Here is a 17534-nt window from a genome sequence, read left to right as displayed (position 1 = left end):
CAAGGTAACACATTATATTATATACTGATCACCTTGCTGGTGAGGAAAGAAAGTAGCCTAGGATGCTTCAGCAGGAATGGACTCAGAGCATGGGCAATCCTTGGGTGCTCGGAGAGGAGGCAGGTCAAGCGGTTCACGAGTAGTCCTCTCCGATAAAGATCCCGATGTCCTCTCCGATAAAGCTCTTCCTGACTTACCAGGACCATGGTGGAGTCGGATTTTCCCGAGTTCAGGATGTCGGCAAGAAGGGCGCCGCTTCTCAGGGCATAGGATATCCCTTCCCCGGTAAAGGGCTCCACGACACGCGCTGCATCACCGCAGAGGAATACACCCTCTCGGGCGACATGGCGCGCGCTTGCTCTCGAAATCGGGGTAATGCTCCGCCAGGCGCAGGCAGAAGTAAGTCCGTAATGAAGCTCAGCTTCCTGGCGCAGTTCCTTCATCTCTCCATCGTTGGCTACCAGGCAAAGATTGGCCAAGCCGTTGCCAAGATCTGCCAGGCCACCGTAGCCATGGCGATAGATCCTCATTTCCAAAGCACTGTCATAACCCGTGGGGTGGGGGATATGGACCTGAAGGCCAATCCTTCCCCTGCGTCGTCTGGAAATGTGCATGCCCAGATAACGGGCCGTCACGGAGTTCCGGCCATCGGCAGCCACGATGCGCTTGCCAAGGTGATAATCACCCGTGGAGGTGGTGACTTCCCAATGCCCTGAGACCCTGCGCAATGCGGTAACCGGTGATCCATCTTGGAAGAGAACGCCAACTTCGACAGCACGCTCAACCAGTAGCTCATCCAAGTCGCGACGCCTGACCACCAGTTCGGAAGTAGAGCTCTTACTACTCCAACTCTGAGATTCAGGAATGGGAATTTCAGTCGATCCAGCAGAGGCAACTGAAAATCGGATCTTCACCGGTGTTGTGGAAGTAAGTGCCCGGACGCGCTCCGCCACAAAAAGTCGCTCCAAGACAGGCCAAGCGGCGGGATTCAGGCAGTCCCCACAGACCTTATCCCTCGGAAAGCGGGAAGCCTCCAGCAGGAGCACCCGCTGGCCGGCCTCGGAACAGAGCGTCGCGCAGGTGCTGCCAGCCGGCCCCGCCCCGATAACAATGACATCGAAGGCTTTCACACAAATATTTCCGCAACCGTGTCGGCAAGAAGACGTCCTCTGGACGTAAGGAGCCAACGGTCATTTGCATTCATCACGAGTCCTTGTTCAGCAGCCTCCCTGAGTTCCAACTCCCAAGGCGAGGATTCTGAAAATGGTAAACCGGCATTGGTCCTCATCCCGAAGGCGGCCCTCTCGCCAGCCTTCACTCGCTCGGAAACTTCCTCTTCGAAATCAACGGCAGTGCAACCCGCCATGGTGGTTTCGCTGTAGATTCCCGTTTCCTGAATATTGCGCCAACGCTTGGATCCCATGGTAGAGAAGGCGCTCGGACCTAGGCCGATATAGTCGGACCCTCTCCAGTAAGCGGAATTGTGCTGTGACTCCCGTCGAGGGAGGGAGTAATTGGAAACCTCATACTGCGCGTATCCGGCGTTGCCCAACAGCTCCGCTGCCAGTTCGAACTGATCGGCCTCCAACCCCTCGTCAGGAGCCATTTCCCCGCGTCCCAGCTTAGTGAAAAACTCGGTATCCTCCTCGTAGGTGAGGCCGTAGGCGGAAAGATGTTCGGGGGCCAAACGAAGGCTCCGCTCCAGTGAGTCTCTCCATGATTCCAGGGATTGCCCGGGCACCCCGAAGATGAGATCGATCGAGAGATTATCGAAACCGGCTTTCCGGAGCGTATGATACGAATCCTCCGCTTTGTCCGCATCGTGCGTTCGCCCAAGCGATTTCAGCACTGCATCATCCCAAGACTGGACACCCATGCTAATCCGGTTGATCCCAGCCTCCATAAGTAGAGCTGCCTTGTCCGCCGCCACAGTTGCCGGATTCATCTCGATGGTCCATTCCTCAACATGACTCAGATCGAGTCTCTCTCTCAGGCCGCCCAGAAGCTTTTCGAACTGCGGGATCGAGAGGGCGCTGGGTGTGCCGCCTCCCAAAAAAATAGTCCTGGGTTTCAGCTGAGACGACCACTGCTCGGTCTCCACAAGCAGGGCGTCGAGAAAGGTTTCGACCCGCTCCCGTCCCGCTGATTCCTTATAAAAGGCGCAGTAGGGGCAGATGTTGGGACAGAAAGGAATGTGGATGTAGAGATGCTCGATCATACTGCTTTTCTGTACGCACTTTACTAAACCCGAATGCTTGGCTTCGCTCAAGGCTCGGAAAGCGGAACAGGAAGTGATCGCGCGCAGAGCATCCTGATGCTAACTTCTCACTATACTGCTGTGCCCTGTCCACCCATGCACTTTGCAACTCCTCAATCCATGAATGACCTCCGATTGGTCCTTTGCACAGGCATCGTCATTTCGGGATTTCTATGTTCAGGCCTTTTGGCGTCGGAACCACGGATGCCGCAAAACACAGCTATGAAGCCGGCCTCTGAACTGATCTCAAAGCAAGAGCCTGGTAAGGTGAACAGAGCATTACTTGAGAAGGCATCGGCCCAACCTCTAACCATCGTGGTCTCTCTCTCCAAACAGCGCGTCTATTTGCTAGTGGGGGGGAAAGTTGCCGTTGATTCCCCCATCTCCTCGGGACGGCGCAATGGCTGGACGCCGAAGGGAAACTTCTCTGTGCTTGAGAAGGATCCCAATCACCATTCCTCTCTCTACGGGAACTTTGTTAATGGTTCAGGACAGGTAGTCCGCTCAGGCGTCAGCAGCAAACACGACGCCGCACCCAGTGGCACCCACTTCAGCGGCGCTCCGATGAAGTTCTTTCTACGCCTCACACCCCAGGGAGTGGGCATGCATGCCGGGATCCTGCCCGGATACCCAGCCTCTCACGGCTGCATCCGCCTACCCCAGGAAATGGCCGAGATCATCTACTCCAGAGTAGGACTGAACACCCCTGTGACCGTGGGGGACTAGAGCTTTGACGCTTGGGAAAGTTTCCCGCAGAGGCGCAGGGTTTTTAAGACTGAATCCAATGGATCTTCAGAAAAGTCTAACCCAGTAGAAATCGTAAGGCGGCAAGGTTTTGCGAGATGAGTGCTTCTCTGAACTGGGATGAGGCATGGTGACAATATAATTTGATCCCAATGCACTTATCTTGCCCTCTTCCTCTCTGCGCCTCCGCGCCTCTGCGGGAGAATGATTCTTACTCCTGGTAGAAATCTCTTACTCTGTGAAACAGAGGAGGTCCATATGCTGCTCAAATTCCGAATCCGTGGAGACATAGGAATAGGCTCCTTCTTTTCCAAAGTCCTTAAGGTTTTGGAGTCCCACTCCCTGCGAGAATAGCAGGGCAACAAGAGCCAATCCCGCAAGAGGAATGGGCATCAGCCAGCGTAAAAGCAGCGCGCGCGCATTCCACTGGCTTTGGGTTCTGGTTCTGGCTTGCGCAACAGTCCGCGAGGCAAACCAGGGGGAAGGGGCTATGGGATGGGCCTTCGCATCAGCGGAAAGAAGATTCCAGAGCCGATCGTCAAGAGAACCTTTGGGGGGATTATCCAGTTCGTCCAGTTCATCTAGTTTATCGTGCTGGTGGTTAGAATTTATATCCATGGGTCGGCTGATGGGATTAACACCGAAAGCGTGTGTTGGTTGCAAAAGAAAAAGGGGGCATGAGAAATGCCCCCTTTTCCGGAAATATTGAGAGTCGCTTCCTTACATGTCCTTCGGCTCGAGGAATCCCTCAAGCTGACGGAGACGGGTGGGATGACGCATCTTGCGCAGGGCTTTGGCCTCGATCTGTCGGATACGCTCGCGGGTGACCTTGAACTGCTTGCCCACTTCCTCGAGTGTCCTGGAATAGCCATCGACGAGTCCAAAACGCTGTTCGAGAACCTGACGCTCGCGCTCGGTGAGGGATTCGAGCACATCCTTGATCTTCTCCTTGAGTAGGACGATTGCCGCCATGTCCGAGGGATTCTCCGCCGACTTGTCCTCGATGAAGTCCCCGAAGCTGGTATCATCGCTGTCACCCACGGGCGCCTGAAGCGAGATTGGCTGCTGGGCCATCTTGAGGACGGCCTGAACGCGTCCCACTGGAAGTTGGATTTCGTCGGCGATCTCCTCGGCGGATGGTTCGCGGCCATACTCCTGAACGAGTTGCTTCTGCACGCGGATCAGCTTGTTGATCGTCTCTATCATGTGCACCGGGATACGGATGGTGCGGGCCTGATCGGCAATCGAACGGGTGATCGCCTGGCGAATCCACCAGGTGGCATAGGTTGAGAACTTATAACCGCGTCGATACTCGAACTTCTCCACCGCCTTCATGAGGCCCATGTTGCCTTCCTGAATGAGATCCAGGAAAGAGAGGCCCCTGTTGGTGTATTTCTTGGCAATCGAGATGACGAGACGCAGGTTGGCCTCGACCATCTCGGTCTTGGCGCGGAGTGCCTCGCGGAAATGACGCTTCAGCTCGCGGTGACGCTCGTGGTAGTTATCGATCGTCATCCAGTTCCGGCGATGCGCCTCGTCGATCTGGGCGGCAAGGGAACCAACATGGCGCTTGTGCAGGGCATCCTGATCCTTTTTGGAAGCATGCTTTTGATGCTCATTCCGGAGTGAGAGAAGGGTCTTAAGGTGGTCGTCAGCATGGGTGACGAAGTCCTCGACGATCTTCGACTTAAAGAAGAACTTGGGATAGATCTTCACGACCTCATCGATCTGCTTCTCGAAGACCACGGCGTCCTTGGGAGCAGGGGACTTCTTCGCCGGAGCGATCTTGCTGACGTAATGATCCGAAACCACATCGGCCAGACGCTGGAGTTGCTGGCTTAGGCGAGGAAGAAGCTTCAGGTAGCGCTCGCGGCTTTCGATTTTCTTGTCCTGAATGACGCGATCGAAACGCTCGCGGGAATCGAGCAGGCGCTGGGACATGTCGAGGTAGGCGTGAGCAATAAAGCCGAAACGGTAGAGCACATCCTGCATCCTGATCTCGGCTTCCTCGATGCGCTTCGAGATCTCCACTTCCTGCTCTCGGGTGAGGAGGGGAACCTGGCCCATCTGCTTGAGATACATGCGGACGGGGTCGTCTAGGATATCGAGACGACCATCGGCCTTCTCTTCTTTTTCATCCTTCTCCTTCTCATCCTTCTCTTCGTCGTCTGGACGCTTGGGTTCCTTGACCCTATCGACATCGGAGGCGTCGATGATATCGATCTCGACAGCCCGAAGCTGAGCGAGGATGGCATCGATCGTCTCCGGATCGTTCATTCCCTCCGGGAGATGTTCGTCAAGATCCTCAAAGGTGATGTAGCCCTGTTCCTTAGCCAGCTTGAGAAGTTCGCGGATCTTTTCCTGGAGAAGCTTTTGGGCTTCAGCCGCGTTGGCGGGAGCCTGCCCTGAAATGGAGAGGGAGAGACCGCTCTTTCCACCCTTGGCTGCATTCTCTTTGGCCGAGGGCTTTGCCGAGGTGACGGGAGCTGTCTTGGAAACCGTTTTTGCTGGAAGCGGCTTTTTGACAGGCGCCTTTGAAACAGGTTTGGCCGGAGCTGTTAGATTAGGCGCGGGCTTTTTAGCCGGTGCCTTCTTAGCTGCGGGGGTTGGCTTGGAAAGCGGTTTTTTAGCTGCTTGTTTCGCAGGAAGTGGCTTTTTGACAGCTACTTTTGGAGCAGGTTTGGCCGGTTTAGTCAGTTTAGGCGCAGGCTTTTTCGCCGGTGCCTTCTTGACTACAGGAGTTGGCTTGACGGGCTTTCCGGAGGGTTTCCGGGACGGGGAAGGTTTGGATTTTTTTTTCAACGTAGCTCAGTTGGTACCGAAGTCGCGGGCGCGGAAAGTTCGTTGATCCTGAGCTGAAGGTCAAGGATCTCTTTCTGGACAGAGATCATTTCAGCCGTTTCAAGGCCTGGATTTCTTAGTTTGAGCGTTGCCGCCTGCTGTTTCTTCTTCAGATCGATCATACGCAGATTGCGGATCGCATCCTGGATAGCCAACAGAGGCGACGCGGGCAACTTCTCCAATTCCCACCCGCTGACCAGGGGCTGAAGCGAGGAGGGGATCAAAGCTAGGACGATCGCAGGGGTGGGGGTCTCCACTCCCTGAAGTGGAGGCAGGAGTTCACTTAGCAGGGCCAATTCGGGGTCCAACTCCTCGGCACGGAATGAAGTCTCTGAAGATATCCACTCCCGGGCTTCCTTGGAGAGCAGCGCTAGGCCGCAGATGAGTTCTGTGGAGGCCGACACTGGAGAATGTCCTCCGGCAACTGTTGGCATTGTGCCGGATTCATCCTGTTCAGGTACTGAAATGGCATTGCGCAGGGTGGATTCACGGAGTGCCGACTCGGAAATGCCTAACCTGACGGCGACATGGGTTGTCGTAGTCTCTCTGAGGGCCGTGTCGGATAACAGGGCAAGGAATCCCCCGAGGCGTTGAGCCACCATGGCTTTCTCCCTTGGTCCAAGGCTTCCTCCGGCTGAATCAGCAGCCCGATCGATGGTGTGATCAAAGAAGTCCTTGGCCCCGGAAATCTTCTCAGTGAAGGCTTCCACCCCCTTTCCTCGGATGAGTGAGTCGGGATCCTCCCCAGCGGGAAGCTTCGCCACCAGAACGGCTAGTCCGGCACTCAGGAGAGCCGGAAGGGATTTCTCCACGGCATTCTGGCCGGCATTGTCCGAGTCGAAGCAAAGGATCACCCTATCCACAAACCGCCGTAACAGGCGCGCTTGCTCGCTCGTGAAGGCCGTTCCCTGAGGAGCTACCACGTTCTTCACCCCATGCTCGAAGGCGGAGATGAGATCAATTTGTCCCTCCAGAACGATGGCGCATCCGGCCTCGATCAGTGGACGCTTGCTCTTGTCTAGGCCGAAGAGGACGCGTCCCTTGGAGAAGATCGGCGTCTCAGGCGAGTTCACATACTTCGCCTCCCGGTCGTTGTCGTTGAGAATGCGGCCGCTGAAAGCAACCACTTCGCCGTAGTCATTGCGGATGGGGAACATCAGTCGGTCGCGGAACCGATCATATCCTCCCTGGGTATCACCCTCCTTGGACGTGAGGAGTCCACTCGACAGCAACTCCTCCCGGCTAAATCCCTTGGCCATGGCCCAGTTCCTAAGAGTCTCCCATCCTCCAGGTGCGAATCCGAGCAGCCACTCCACGGCGATCTCCTTGGTGAGTCCACGTTTTTTCAGATAGGCACGTGCGTGCTCGGCATCGCGGTTGCGTAGGAGATTGAGATGAAACCACTCGGCGGCTTCCTTATGGAGTTGGAGAAGGCGGCTGCGCTGGTCGCGCCTTGATTGCTCTGCGGGATCATTGTTCTCGATCAGGACAATACCGGCACGCTGTGCAAGCTTGCGGATAGCGCTGGGGAAATCGATATGCTCGTAATCCATCACAAACCGGAAGACACCGCCTCCGGCACCACAGCCGAAGCAATGGAATGTCTGTCGCGAGGGATTCACATGGAACGAGGGGCTCTTCTCCTTGTGAAAAGGGCAGAGGGCCCGAAAGCTAGTCCCCGCACGCTTCAGTGGAAAATAACCTCCGATAATCTCCGCGATATCGCTGGCATCGGCGACCTTCTGAACACTCTCTTCGGCAATCCGGGGCATGGGCAGAGACTAAAGGCTGAAGGCTGAAGGCTGAAGGCTAAAACAGAGAAGATTGCCAGATCACGCCATGATCATTCGGGCCGCAGAGGCAATGGCCATGATGATGGCCACCCATTCAAAGGCTGCTTGGGAAACTTTCCCGAGAAGGAGGCGCCCCGCGACCATCCCCACAACGATTGCCGGGAGCATCATCAGATTGATCGCCAGGGAGGATATGGTGATCAGGCCGAGATTCCAGCTCAGCGGAACTTTCACCAGGTTAGTGACACAGAAGAACCAGGCGCAGGTTCCGACAAAGGCCATCTTGTCGAACCTCTTGGCCAAGAGGTAAAAGGTCATCGCGGGACCGCCCGCATTGGCCATCATCGTGGTCACTCCGGCCAGAAATCCCGATCCCGTCGCGAGAACTGGGTGATGCATGATTCCGGAGAGTATCCTCCTGTCGAATCGCTGCCAGAGGACGAGTGCCATCATCACAAGAATAAGCCAACCAAGGAAGTGAGAGAAGAGATCGTCGGGGATCCTGCTCATCAGCAACCATCCCGCGATAAGACCCAGAAAAGTCGATGGGAGGAGTCTCCACAGCTCTCCCCACGAGACATGCCTGCGATAGGCGAAGATAGCCATGAAATCAGCCATGATGAGCATCGGGAGCACGGCTCCGGTTGATTCCTTGGCAGGAAAGGCCTGCGCCATGAGGAGTACCGCGATGAGTCCGAATCCACCGAATCCCGCCTTGGTGAAACCGATGCAGAATGCGGCGACAGCCACTAGCAGCCACGCCTGTAGGGTCAGATGCAGGAGGGTCGGCACCTTGCTACTTTGCCGTTTCCAGAGCGTGTTCCAGAGAGTGAAGCTGTTGCTCGAGCAGTTGGGGCCTCATCTCGATTTCCGAGTCTATCTGCCGGACAAGAGCCTGTACGCTGGAGACCACCTGATTTCCGGCGGTTGAGCGGAGAAGTCCCGCGATGCGGCTGCCGGGGACAACGAGATTACTGTAGCAGAGCAGGGTCTTCCCGTCGTGCTCCTCCATACGTAGCGATCCTGAGCATGATTCGGAGTAGCGGGAGTGGAGGACTTTCCAGGAGATTTCATAGGAATTGGCGGAGTGTCTCTTCAGTTCATTCCGCGACACATACAACTCGTCCGGCAGGAACAGGGGCATCTTCAGCGTATACTCTCCATCGTGGATCCAAGGAGCCGGCCGTGAAATGATCCGTACGGAGAGGCAGTTCGGAATGTACTTCGGATCCAGTTCGCAATCCCAAAAAATGGCCGCAACATCTGCAGGCGTCCCTTTCACGAGATGGTAGATCGTGAAGCGGGGCCAGGGCTTGCCTGAGATCTCCTCCTCCAACTCCACCTGTTTGCCAGCGAGAAGCTGCGCATGCTGCTGCTGTGTCAACGCACTCCACATCGACTCCTCAGCGGAGAGCGATGCCGTTGCTCCGGCAAGGAGCAGCAGGAAACAAGCAAACGAACGGATCATGCGGCGATCCTATGCCTCACGGGAATTAGCGGTCAACCTTCAGCGCTTCCCTATCGCAGCGAACCGGGAGGGAGGCCCACTGCCTGCTCAACGGCCTGAAGCTGACCGGCAAGGAGTTGAGGGTTCTTTTGCTTCTCCGTTTCCACCTGGCGTACCAAGGACTTCACGCTATCGACAATGGTGGCCTGTGCCGGCCAACGCAGAAGGCCCGCGAAGTTACTCCGTGGCTTCACGAAGTTCTGATAGCTGAAGATAGCCAGATCACCGTGCGGTTCGATCCGGATCATGCCGATGCATTCTTTTGAGTAACGCGACTCCAGCACCTTCCATGAAATTTCGAAGACATTCTCCGAAGGGCTCTTGATCGTGATCCGCGACACGTAGAGTTCCTCCGGGAGAAACAAGGGCATTCTGAGGATAAACTCCGCCTTGTGCACATCGCGCGAGGGGCGATCAAGGATGCGTGCTGACTTGCAGTTTGGGAGGTATTTCGTGTCCAGTTCGCTGTTCCAAAAGACGGCGGCCACGTCGGCGGAGCTGCTCTTGACCAACTGATAGATCGTCAGTTTTGGCCAAGGATTGTCAGGGATCTCCTCCTCAAGAACGACCTGCTTTCCGGAACTCAGGACCATTTGCTGCTGTGGTGTCAGTCGTTCCCAAAGGGGGAGATTGGAGGCCAGCAGGGAGCCTGTTACGGCAGGAAACAGGAACAAGCCCACGATCAAATGACACTTCATGACAAGATCTTCTGTTGTCATGAGCGATCAGTCAAACTAGAGGGTTCTGCAAACAAGGAGGCCTTCGCTGTTGTCAGTGGATTGGGAGCTTCCAGTGCCGTGGAAAGAGCTATCGCCTCCCTCTCCCCGCTTGTTTGGAATTCTTGCTTCCGGCGGTTTTTTTCACCTTGCTTGATCCTTTGGAAGGGGAGTTCTTCCCCTGAATAGGGAGGAGCAGTGAACTCCAACTGGAACGGGCAAAAGTTTCTCTCAGGAGGGCGAGATCGCTTGCGGAGAGTCTCTTCAGCTCGGCGGCAGCTTTCCCTCCGCTGATGAAGTGACTCAGTGCGGAGAGGAAGAGAACGGGCTGTTCTTCTTCGGCGATGCCGAATTCTTCAGGGAATCCAGCGTCCAGGATCCATGTTCCGGATTCGGTCACCTGCATTAGCTCCTCAGCCCAGCGCATGATCGTTTCCAGAGAATCGCCGTCGGACTTCCGGGAGACCATCTCCAGAATGTCTTCACGTCGCTCCACATTCAGCAGAAGCGCCAGAAAGAAGCGGTGCTCCACATCCTCGATGTTCCCTCGCATCGCTGCGATCCCGTCACGGCGGATGATTTCCAGAAGGGTGGGGACGACCGGTCCTGCAAGGGCTCCGTGCTTTGATGAAAAGACCTCCCAGACATCCTCCCATCCCCCGAGGTTTCTGAGGTGGCTGATGCAATTCTGAAGGATGAAGAAGCCACGTTCAAAATCGAGCTCGCCGACCATCTCGGCAACAAGATCAGCATAGTCGGAATTGCCCGTCTGCTCCATCACATCTAGGAGTTGCTTGCGTCTCATGGTGAGGGCGTCGTGATGGACCGGATCAACAGCTACATGGGGAGGCAGGTAAGTGAACTGAGGTCCTGTTCCCGGATCGGAATGGGTGCGGATGACGACGGTCACCGAGGGGGTCTCGAGGTGGAAGAGCGAGTGGATGCAACTGCGACCCGAGATGATCTGAACCGTATTTCCCGTCTCCAGCAGGGTGGCATCCTTGAGCTTCAACTCGCCGAGACGGAAATGGGCCGTCACGGGACGGACGTTCTCGAACTCAAAGTGGGAGTGAATGCTCGACCCCTCCATCACATGAAAGGCTCCGGAGAACTCGTGCTGATGGATGTCGGTCGTCCCATCCAGCCAGAAGAGGATCTGGATGTAAAACTTGGGATTGTCATAGACGATCAGCTCAGGCTGGCCGAATCCCGAGGATGTCTGAAAGGGCTGCTCATCGTTGAGGAGGAACTCCTGGATCAGAGATCCCAGATCGACGGTGTCCGAGGGAGGATTCTCCAGAAGGACTTCCTCAGCGATCCCAGGGAAGGCGGAGAGATCGAAGTTCTCCTGCTTCCAACGATCATAGACGTTCTGGCCGAGTCCGGTAAAAAAGGGATCCATAGGGCACTCTTTCGCAGCCGTATCCCGGCTACAAGAACCATTCCTCCAGCACAGGCTGCCCCGCACTGAATGGGAGCAGACTGGAGCAGACTGGAGCGGACTGGAGTGGAGTTGGGAGATGCGGACGGATTCCAACTGAGACGGGAACTATGATAATTCCCATCCCATATTGGATATCACCCTAGGCGCTCTATAGATGAGAGATCACGAGGGACTAAAAGGCGCTCTGGACAGCTCCAGCGCCTTTGCTGACACCACGACCTGTGGCGCTGACATCCTGACCGACACCCTTAACGGTGTTGCAACTCGAAAGGGCGCCGACGGCAAGGAAGGTTAGGGCAAGTAAGGTGAGAGTGGTTGTTTTCATAGATTGTAACCCTCCCACATCTCTTGACCGAATCCTATTGGTAGAAGCGCTTAGCTTGCAGGATGAGATCCGAATGAGATCCCTAAGCCATTACATTAGTCATTTCTAAGCATTTACCCATCTAGCTTAGAGGCTTCTCTGAGAGTAGGTTCGATCTATGAAAACAACCGCTATGATTGGAATCGCCTGCTTGATACTCACCCTAACGCTAACTTCGTGCTTCTCCTACAGTAGCACCCAAAGAGGCCGCACTCCCTGCACTACGACTGTTAGTCAACAAACCAGGACCACGCCGAACACGACCACCACAACGCGGTCCACGATTTATTGATTAAGCATTTGATTTCACATGTAGAGAGGCCAGGGGTTCGACTCCCCTTACCTCTGCAAGATCTTCAGGGGACGGCTTCTAGTTTAGGCCGGAACGAGCCTTGGCGACCGCGGCCTTCTCCCTCACATAGGCTTCATGTGTCATGATTGCGAGTTTGTGACGCATGGTGTCGTAGATGGCGAAGGATTTTCCATCAGCAGTGTTCCAAACTCCGTTGATCGAGTAGCAACCTGCAGGCCTCCAGTCGGGACTGGCTCCCTCGCTTTTCAGCAGAGACTTGATCCGATCAGCGGAAAGATCCTCAGGCACTCCTGATTCGGTCTTATCGGAAAAGAGACTCAGGACGTCGCATTTCCCCTTATAGAAATGAACGATCGTGCAGATGCCATCCTTTCGGAAATAGAGTAATCCGCTCTCCTTGAGGGCATCGCGCTCGGGCTTTCCATAACGGGCAATGCACTGATCCTGCGAGGCTCCGATCTCGGCACGCAGCGAGGAGCCCCAGAGAGCTAGAGAACCAAGGATAATCAGAGGCACGATGCGCATTGCCGGCGATCATGGGCGGAAAATGCCGTGCTTTGCACTTGCAAAAGATCTGCCTTACGCCGATCACCGCAGCATGGAATTCACTAATGCCACCATTCATGCCAAGGCCAACATCTACTTCGAGGGGCGCGTCATCTCACATACTGTCATCACCCAGGAGAGTGACCACAAGACGGTGGGGGTCATCCTGCCCGGAACCTATCATTTCGGAACGGGCAAGGCCGAACGCATGGAGATCGTCGAGGGTTCCTGCGAGGTTGTGCTGGATGGAACGGATAAGACGCTTTCTCATGCAGCGGGTCATGCCTTCGACGTTCCCGCGAACTCCGGCTTCACCATCACGGTGAAGCTCGATCCCTGCCACTACATCTGCTCGTTCCTAGGTGCCTGACGGCACCGGGGATAGGTAATAGGTGATAGGTGGATGGGGGATCTTTCGGAACCCCATAGCCGATCACCGGTTTCCCATTACCGATTTTTTTATAATGAGTAAAAAATCTGGCCCGGCCCGCTACGACCGGGCTTATTTCGACCGGTGGTATCGTGATCCGAAGACCCGGGTTAAATCGGGTGCCGCAATCCGCAGGAAAGCTGCCCTCACTCTCTCTGTTGCCGAGTATTATCTCGAGCGCCCCGTCCGTACCGTGCTCGATGTCGGATGCGGGGAGGGGAACTGGTTCTCAGCCCTGCGCACACTGCGACCTAAGATCCGCTATACCGGAGTCGATGCCAGCAGCTATGCTGTGGAGCGCTTTGGGAAGAAGCGGAACATCCAACTCGGCTCCTTTGCCGCGCTCGAGGAAATCGGTCTTTCCGAGGAGTACGACCTCATCGTTTGCAGCGATACGCTCTTTTACCTGCCACTTGGTGAACTCGAGCAGGGAATCGCCTCGCTTGCGCACCGGGCTGCCGGAGTAGCCTTCCTGGAGCTTTATACCAACGAGGATTCACTGGTCGGGGACTTTCCAAAGGAGGGTCTCCAATCGCGCTCCTTTTACATGAAGATGCTCGCTCGGCATGGCTTCCTCTCCGTCGGTTCGCATTGCTACCTCGGGCCCGACATGGCGGAGCGTGCCATGCAGATGGAAAAGGTTTAAGGCTTCATTCACAGGGATGAAGGGGATGAAAGGGATAAACTGTAGAACAATGGATCTTCCGCAAGGAGTGTGTAGGGCCCTAAACTGTTATGAGTTGGCGCAACAGAGAAGTGTTCTTGAAGACAAGCCAATGCAGAATTTCACCACGAAGTACCGACAAAGGACCATCCAAGGTAACTGAAAAGGACTGATGCCAGCCTATTAGACTGAAAGCTGTTAGCGAAATACAGGCATGGACGCAGTGCACCCGTCACGGATGCGCTGCGGGGCGGTTGCTGAGCTGATGTGCTCTCGCAAGCTAGCTTGGGAGAGGCACTTCATTCAGTAACCCAGCTCCGTCTTAACGGAGCCCATGCTAACAGCCCCGACCCATCTTGGTTTCTCTAACTTGGATCCCACTTGGATTGCCCTTCGTGGTTAATAATAGGATCCCCCTTTGCTTCGATCGCTCCCGCGATCCGAACCCTTCATTTTCCCTCAGGCCTCGGGATAAACTCACTTTCTGCGGATGAACCAGAACAATCCCCTTAATCACCTTCATCCCTGTGAAATCTTCATGCTCTTAATACTGTTTGTCATGTAGGTTTCATTCATGAAGATTGCCCGCATCCTGCTCTCTGACGGCAGCATTCATTATGCCCGGCCTCTCGATGACCAGGGCAACGCGATGGAGGTCCTCTCCGGAGATCCCTTTCAAGGCGTTCACCTCACGGGTGAACATATCACCAACTTCACTCTACTGACACCAATGGTTCCGGCGGCAATCCTCTGCATTGGTTTGAACTATCGCCTGCACGCCGAGGAGATGAATGCGAAAATCCCGAAGTTCCCCGTCCTTTTTCTCAAGAATCCTTCAGCCATTCTCGATCCCGGGGCACCAATTCAGATCCCCAGGAACCTGGTCTCCACACAAGTCGACTATGAGGGGGAACTTGCCATCATCATCGGAAAGAATTGTCTCAATGCCACACGAGAAAATGCTCTCGATCATGTCCTCGGCTATACCGTGGCCAATGACGTCAGCGCCCGGGACTGGCAGAAGGAATGGGGAGGCTCCCAATGGTGCCGCGGCAAGTCCTTCGACACCTTCGCTCCGATGGGCCCATGGATAGTCACCCGTGACGAGATCCCTGATCCCAATGCCCTCCGCATCACCACACGAGTGAACAACGAGACCCTTCAAGATTCTAACACAAGCGACATGATCTTTGATGTGCCGGCTCTGATAGAATTCCTGAGCGGCGACACCACGTTGCCTGTTGGCACTGTGATCCTGACCGGCACACCATCGGGCGTGGGCGTCGGAAGGACCCCCCAGCGTTGGTTAAAAGAAGGGGACTCCGTCGAGGTCGAGATTGAGAAGATTGGTATCCTCTCTAATCCCGTCACCTGAGCCTGATAATAGCATCCTCCTCTTGCGTCATCCATTTGTTATGGTACTCGTTATGGTATGGCTGTAATGACCCACCGAGCAACATTTGCCCTAGATGCGAGCGCTATCACCCGGCTTAGGAAATTGGCCACCATCTGGCATACCTCCCAAGCTGAAGTGATCCGCAGAAGTCTGGAAATTGCAGAACAGACCCATTCCCAAAGCAAGGAGATCACGCATCGCCTACAGGCAGCAGAACAGCTCAGAAAACGACTCAAGACACGCAAGATCAACGTGGATTCGTGGATGGAGACCGTCCGTGAATCCCGGAGCTAAGATGCGTACCCCCATTCATCTCGATACGAACTGCTTGATCCGCTTTGCCGGAGGTGCATCGGACAAGCTGTCAGAGTGTATTCTTGCCTGGATAGGACAGGGCATCTCCATTCAGGTGAGTGCGATGGCTTGGGCGGAGTTGCGATGCGGCCCGCTCACTGATGATGATTGCGTTCTGGTATCGGAGATCCTCACGGGTGTGATCCCCATGGATCGTGAAGTTTCCAATGAAGCTGCGCGCCTCTTTAATGCTACGGGACGCCGTTCCCGATCTTTGGCTGATTGCATCATCGCCGCAACGGCCATCAGTTGCTCCGCACAGCTTGTCACTGAGAATAGGGAGGATTTCCAGCCATTCCTTACTCACGGTCTCCAGCTGGCTTAAGCATGGGTAACGCACCCCGCTCTCCCAGTTCATTTAGAGACAGCCTGGCCTCCTTAATTCAAGGAATCGGTCGTGGTCTCAGCCCCGGGATCTTCCCGCTGGTTCCGGGGAAGTTGCTCTCCGAGATCATCGCAGGAGTTTCGCTGGCTGCGATGAATATCCCGCAGGCGATGGGGTATGCCCGGATTGCTGGGACACCTGTCATCACAGGTCTCTACACCCTTCTCTTCCCGGTCATTGCGTTCGCACTGCTCGGAGGGGCGCGCTCACTTTTCGTTGCAGCCGATTCTGCCACGGCCGCAATCCTTGCGACCGGTGTCTCCCCGATGGCTCTTCCAGGTACTGCCGCATTCCTGGCTCACGCCTCGGTGGTAGCAATAATCACTGGAGGTCTGCTCATTCTCGCACGCCTCCTGCGACTCGGTTTTCTGGCTGATTTTCTCTCCCGAACCGTCCTGATCGGTTTCCTCACCGGCGTCGGCTTTCAGGTCGGGATTGCCGTGATTGGCCAGATGCTCGGAATACCGTCGCCCTCCTCGGTGACGCTAGAACAACTCCGTGCAATTCTCACCCATCTCCCGGAAGTTCATGCTCCGACCCTGATCGTTTCTCTGATCGTACTGTCACTCATACTTGGCACCCGACGCTGGACCCCAAAGGTTCCCGGCGCCCTCATTGCGGTGATTGGAACTATCCTAGCCAGCTACCTTCTCGATTTCGGGCACCATGGCATCCGCCTCATCGGTCCCGTGGAAGGGGGATTGCCTCCCTTGGCCCTACCGCTGATTTCGTGGTCAGACGTGAAGGCCCTGCTCCCTGTTGCCGGAGCCTGCTTTGTCATGATCATCACCCAGAGCTCAGCGACCGCTCGAGCCTTTGGAATCAAGCACCACACCGTGCCTGATGAGAACCGGGATCTGCTGGGACTTGGTGCGGCGAATGCTGTCGCGGGACTCACCGGCACCTTCGTCGTCAATGGCAGCCCCACTCAGACAGCCATGCTGGAGTCGTGCGGAGGGCGAAGCCAGCTTGCGAATCTCGCCACCGCTGCCACGGTGGGCGTCGTCCTTATCCTGCTCACTGGACCGCTTAAGTTCCTGCCCCTCTGTGTCCTCGGGGCGATTGTCTTTGTGGTGGCGACAGGGATGATCGACTGGGGAGGATTCCGGAAGCTCTGGACCTGCGGTCGAAAGGAATTCTATGTCGCCCTCTTCACGGCCTCCTCTGTCGTTTTTCTTGGAGTCGAATTCGGCATCGTGCTGGCGATCATCGTCTCACTGCTCGACCATGTCCGCAGAGGATATCAGCCGCGCACTGGCGTCGTCGTCCGCGATCCCGAGATCCACTGGCGTATGGAGAAAGCCGCACCAGGTGTCTTTGTCGAACCGGGTGTTATTCTCTATTGGTTCGGTACAGATCTTTATTACGCCAATGCACCTCACTTCTGTCATGAGATCCGGCATTTGGTCGCCCAATCGCCTGGGGTGAGAGTCATCATCGTCGACTGCGGACCGATCACCTCGATGGACTTCACGGCGGGACGCGCGCTCCTGGAGTTGCATGCCACTCTGATGGAGAGGGGTGTCATCCTGGCCCTCACGCGTGTCACGGAAGGGTTGCGCAAGGATCTCGACCGTCAGCACCTCATCCATGATATCGGAGAGGAAAATCTTTTCAGATCGCGCAAGCAATCTCTGGCTGCCTACCGCGATCCGTCCTACATCCCACCCATCCAAAAGCACATCCCATGAAGCCTGACCCTCTCCACTCTCCTCATTGGAAAAATGGAAAAAGGACTCCGACGCGCACGACTCTTATTTTCTGCCTCTTCGTCAAACGG

At 55.6% G+C, this 17534-nt stretch carries 18 protein-coding genes; 7 read left to right on the top strand and 11 right to left on the bottom strand.

All coding sequences use genetic code 11. From position 1 onward, the window contains the following. Positions 1 to 17: 17 nt before the first annotated feature. Together K8R57_08630 and hemW are read right to left on the bottom strand one after the other, a co-directional pair. Positions 18 to 1130 carry an NAD(P)/FAD-dependent oxidoreductase gene (locus tag K8R57_08630; protein ID MCE9588364.1) on the bottom strand — a complete coding sequence of 371 codons (1113 nt, stop codon included), beginning with the start codon at positions 1128 to 1130 and terminating at the stop codon, positions 18 to 20. Continuing rightward, entirely contained in the window at positions 1127 to 2218 is a 1092-nt protein-coding gene (gene hemW / locus K8R57_08625; protein ID MCE9588363.1) for a radical SAM family heme chaperone HemW, read from the bottom strand. The genes K8R57_08630 and hemW overlap by 4 nt, the downstream gene beginning before the upstream one ends. A gap of 306 nt (positions 2219 to 2524) precedes the next feature. Here hemW and K8R57_08620 point away from each other — a divergent pair, with 306 nt between their 5' ends. Further along, positions 2525 to 2983 (top strand): L,D-transpeptidase family protein, encoded by a 459-nt coding sequence (locus K8R57_08620; GenBank protein MCE9588362.1) that lies wholly within the window; start codon positions 2525 to 2527, stop codon positions 2981 to 2983. Between the two features lie 249 nt (positions 2984 to 3232). Here the strand turns inward: K8R57_08620 and K8R57_08615 are convergent, their stop codons facing one another. The 9 genes from K8R57_08615 to K8R57_08575 all read right to left on the bottom strand — a co-directional run bounded on the left by K8R57_08615 (position 3233) and on the right by K8R57_08575 (position 12504). Beyond that, the gene (locus K8R57_08615) at positions 3233 to 3619 is read right to left on the bottom strand and encodes a hypothetical protein (GenBank protein ID MCE9588361.1); all 387 of its coding nucleotides are present in this window, start codon (positions 3617 to 3619) and stop codon (positions 3233 to 3235) included. A 102-nt stretch (positions 3620 to 3721) separates the two neighbouring features. After that, on the bottom strand, positions 3722 to 5698 hold the full coding sequence (rpoD, locus tag K8R57_08610; protein ID MCE9588360.1) for an RNA polymerase sigma factor RpoD: 1977 nt from the start codon (positions 5696 to 5698) through the stop codon (positions 3722 to 3724). A 101-nt stretch (positions 5699 to 5799) separates the two neighbouring features. Further along, positions 5800 to 7614: a DNA primase gene (dnaG, locus tag K8R57_08605; GenBank protein MCE9588359.1), complete on the bottom strand. Its 1815-nt coding sequence runs from the start codon at positions 7612 to 7614 to the stop codon at positions 5800 to 5802. Between the two features lie 60 nt (positions 7615 to 7674). After that, complete coding sequence (locus tag K8R57_08600) at positions 7675 to 8427, bottom strand: sulfite exporter TauE/SafE family protein (protein MCE9588358.1); 753 nt, start codon at positions 8425 to 8427, stop codon at positions 7675 to 7677. Between the two features lie 4 nt (positions 8428 to 8431). Next, positions 8432 to 9103 carry a hypothetical protein gene (locus K8R57_08595; protein MCE9588357.1) on the bottom strand — a complete coding sequence of 224 codons (672 nt, stop codon included), beginning with the start codon at positions 9101 to 9103 and terminating at the stop codon, positions 8432 to 8434. Between the two features lie 50 nt (positions 9104 to 9153). Next, positions 9154 to 9861 carry a hypothetical protein gene (locus K8R57_08590; protein MCE9588356.1) on the bottom strand — a complete coding sequence of 236 codons (708 nt, stop codon included), beginning with the start codon at positions 9859 to 9861 and terminating at the stop codon, positions 9154 to 9156. A gap of 88 nt (positions 9862 to 9949) precedes the next feature. After that, positions 9950 to 11260 (bottom strand): hypothetical protein, encoded by a 1311-nt coding sequence (locus K8R57_08585; protein MCE9588355.1) that lies wholly within the window; start codon positions 11258 to 11260, stop codon positions 9950 to 9952. A gap of 214 nt (positions 11261 to 11474) precedes the next feature. Further along, the gene (locus K8R57_08580) at positions 11475 to 11627 is read right to left on the bottom strand and encodes an entericidin A/B family lipoprotein (protein ID MCE9588354.1); all 153 of its coding nucleotides are present in this window, start codon (positions 11625 to 11627) and stop codon (positions 11475 to 11477) included. Between the two features lie 409 nt (positions 11628 to 12036). Beyond that, a complete protein-coding gene (locus K8R57_08575; protein MCE9588353.1) occupies positions 12037 to 12504 on the bottom strand; it encodes a hypothetical protein in 468 nt (155 codons plus the stop codon). Positions 12505 to 12577: 73 nt separating this feature from the next. On the opposite strand from K8R57_08575, the gene K8R57_08570 reads away from it, so the two are divergent. The 6 genes from K8R57_08570 to K8R57_08545 all read left to right on the top strand — a co-directional run bounded on the left by K8R57_08570 (position 12578) and on the right by K8R57_08545 (position 17445). Continuing rightward, positions 12578 to 12895, top strand: coding sequence for a pyrimidine/purine nucleoside phosphorylase (locus K8R57_08570; GenBank protein MCE9588352.1), 318 nt, complete (start codon positions 12578 to 12580; stop codon positions 12893 to 12895). Between the two features lie 94 nt (positions 12896 to 12989). Further along, on the top strand, positions 12990 to 13601 hold the full coding sequence (locus K8R57_08565; protein MCE9588351.1) for a class I SAM-dependent methyltransferase: 612 nt from the start codon (positions 12990 to 12992) through the stop codon (positions 13599 to 13601). Positions 13602 to 14193: 592 nt separating this feature from the next. Next, positions 14194 to 14994: a fumarylacetoacetate hydrolase family protein gene (locus tag K8R57_08560; protein MCE9588350.1), complete on the top strand. Its 801-nt coding sequence runs from the start codon at positions 14194 to 14196 to the stop codon at positions 14992 to 14994. 66 nt (positions 14995 to 15060) lie between these two features. Continuing rightward, a complete protein-coding gene (locus K8R57_08555) occupies positions 15061 to 15309 on the top strand; it encodes a hypothetical protein (protein ID MCE9588349.1) in 249 nt (82 codons plus the stop codon). 1 nt (position 15310) lies between these two features. Continuing rightward, complete coding sequence (locus tag K8R57_08550) at positions 15311 to 15694, top strand: PIN domain-containing protein (protein ID MCE9588348.1); 384 nt, start codon at positions 15311 to 15313, stop codon at positions 15692 to 15694. Between the two features lie 2 nt (positions 15695 to 15696). Further along, positions 15697 to 17445 (top strand): SulP family inorganic anion transporter, encoded by a 1749-nt coding sequence (locus tag K8R57_08545; GenBank protein MCE9588347.1) that lies wholly within the window; start codon positions 15697 to 15699, stop codon positions 17443 to 17445. Positions 17446 to 17534: the final 89 nt, after the last annotated feature.

This window comes from Verrucomicrobiota bacterium, assembly GCA_021413925.1.
In the GTDB taxonomy this organism is placed as follows: domain Bacteria; phylum Verrucomicrobiota; class Verrucomicrobiia; order Chthoniobacterales; family UBA6821; genus UBA6821.
This window is presented reverse-complemented; position numbering and strand designations above follow the sequence as displayed.

Coding starts and splice junctions, on each gene's coding strand:
- K8R57_08560 (MCE9588350.1), top strand. CDS start 14,194: ATGAAGATTGCCCGCATCCTGCTCTCTGACGGCAGCATTCATTATGCC.
- K8R57_08595 (MCE9588357.1), bottom strand. CDS start 9,103: ATGATCCGTTCGTTTGCTTGTTTCCTGCTGCTCCTTGCCGGAGCAACG.
- hemW (MCE9588363.1), bottom strand. CDS start 2,218: ATGATCGAGCATCTCTACATCCACATTCCTTTCTGTCCCAACATCTGC.
- K8R57_08575 (MCE9588353.1), bottom strand. CDS start 12,504: ATGCGCATCGTGCCTCTGATTATCCTTGGTTCTCTAGCTCTCTGGGGC.
- K8R57_08565 (MCE9588351.1), top strand. CDS start 12,990: ATGAGTAAAAAATCTGGCCCGGCCCGCTACGACCGGGCTTATTTCGAC.
- dnaG (MCE9588359.1), bottom strand. CDS start 7,614: ATGCCCCGGATTGCCGAAGAGAGTGTTCAGAAGGTCGCCGATGCCAGC.
- K8R57_08555 (MCE9588349.1), top strand. CDS start 15,061: ATGACCCACCGAGCAACATTTGCCCTAGATGCGAGCGCTATCACCCGG.
- K8R57_08545 (MCE9588347.1), top strand. CDS start 15,697: ATGGGTAACGCACCCCGCTCTCCCAGTTCATTTAGAGACAGCCTGGCC.
- K8R57_08590 (MCE9588356.1), bottom strand. CDS start 9,861: ATGACAACAGAAGATCTTGTCATGAAGTGTCATTTGATCGTGGGCTTG.
- K8R57_08615 (MCE9588361.1), bottom strand. CDS start 3,619: ATGGATATAAATTCTAACCACCAGCACGATAAACTAGATGAACTGGAC.
- K8R57_08580 (MCE9588354.1), bottom strand. CDS start 11,627: ATGAAAACAACCACTCTCACCTTACTTGCCCTAACCTTCCTTGCCGTC.
- K8R57_08585 (MCE9588355.1), bottom strand. CDS start 11,260: ATGGATCCCTTTTTTACCGGACTCGGCCAGAACGTCTATGATCGTTGG.
- K8R57_08550 (MCE9588348.1), top strand. CDS start 15,311: ATGCGTACCCCCATTCATCTCGATACGAACTGCTTGATCCGCTTTGCC.
- K8R57_08570 (MCE9588352.1), top strand. CDS start 12,578: ATGGAATTCACTAATGCCACCATTCATGCCAAGGCCAACATCTACTTC.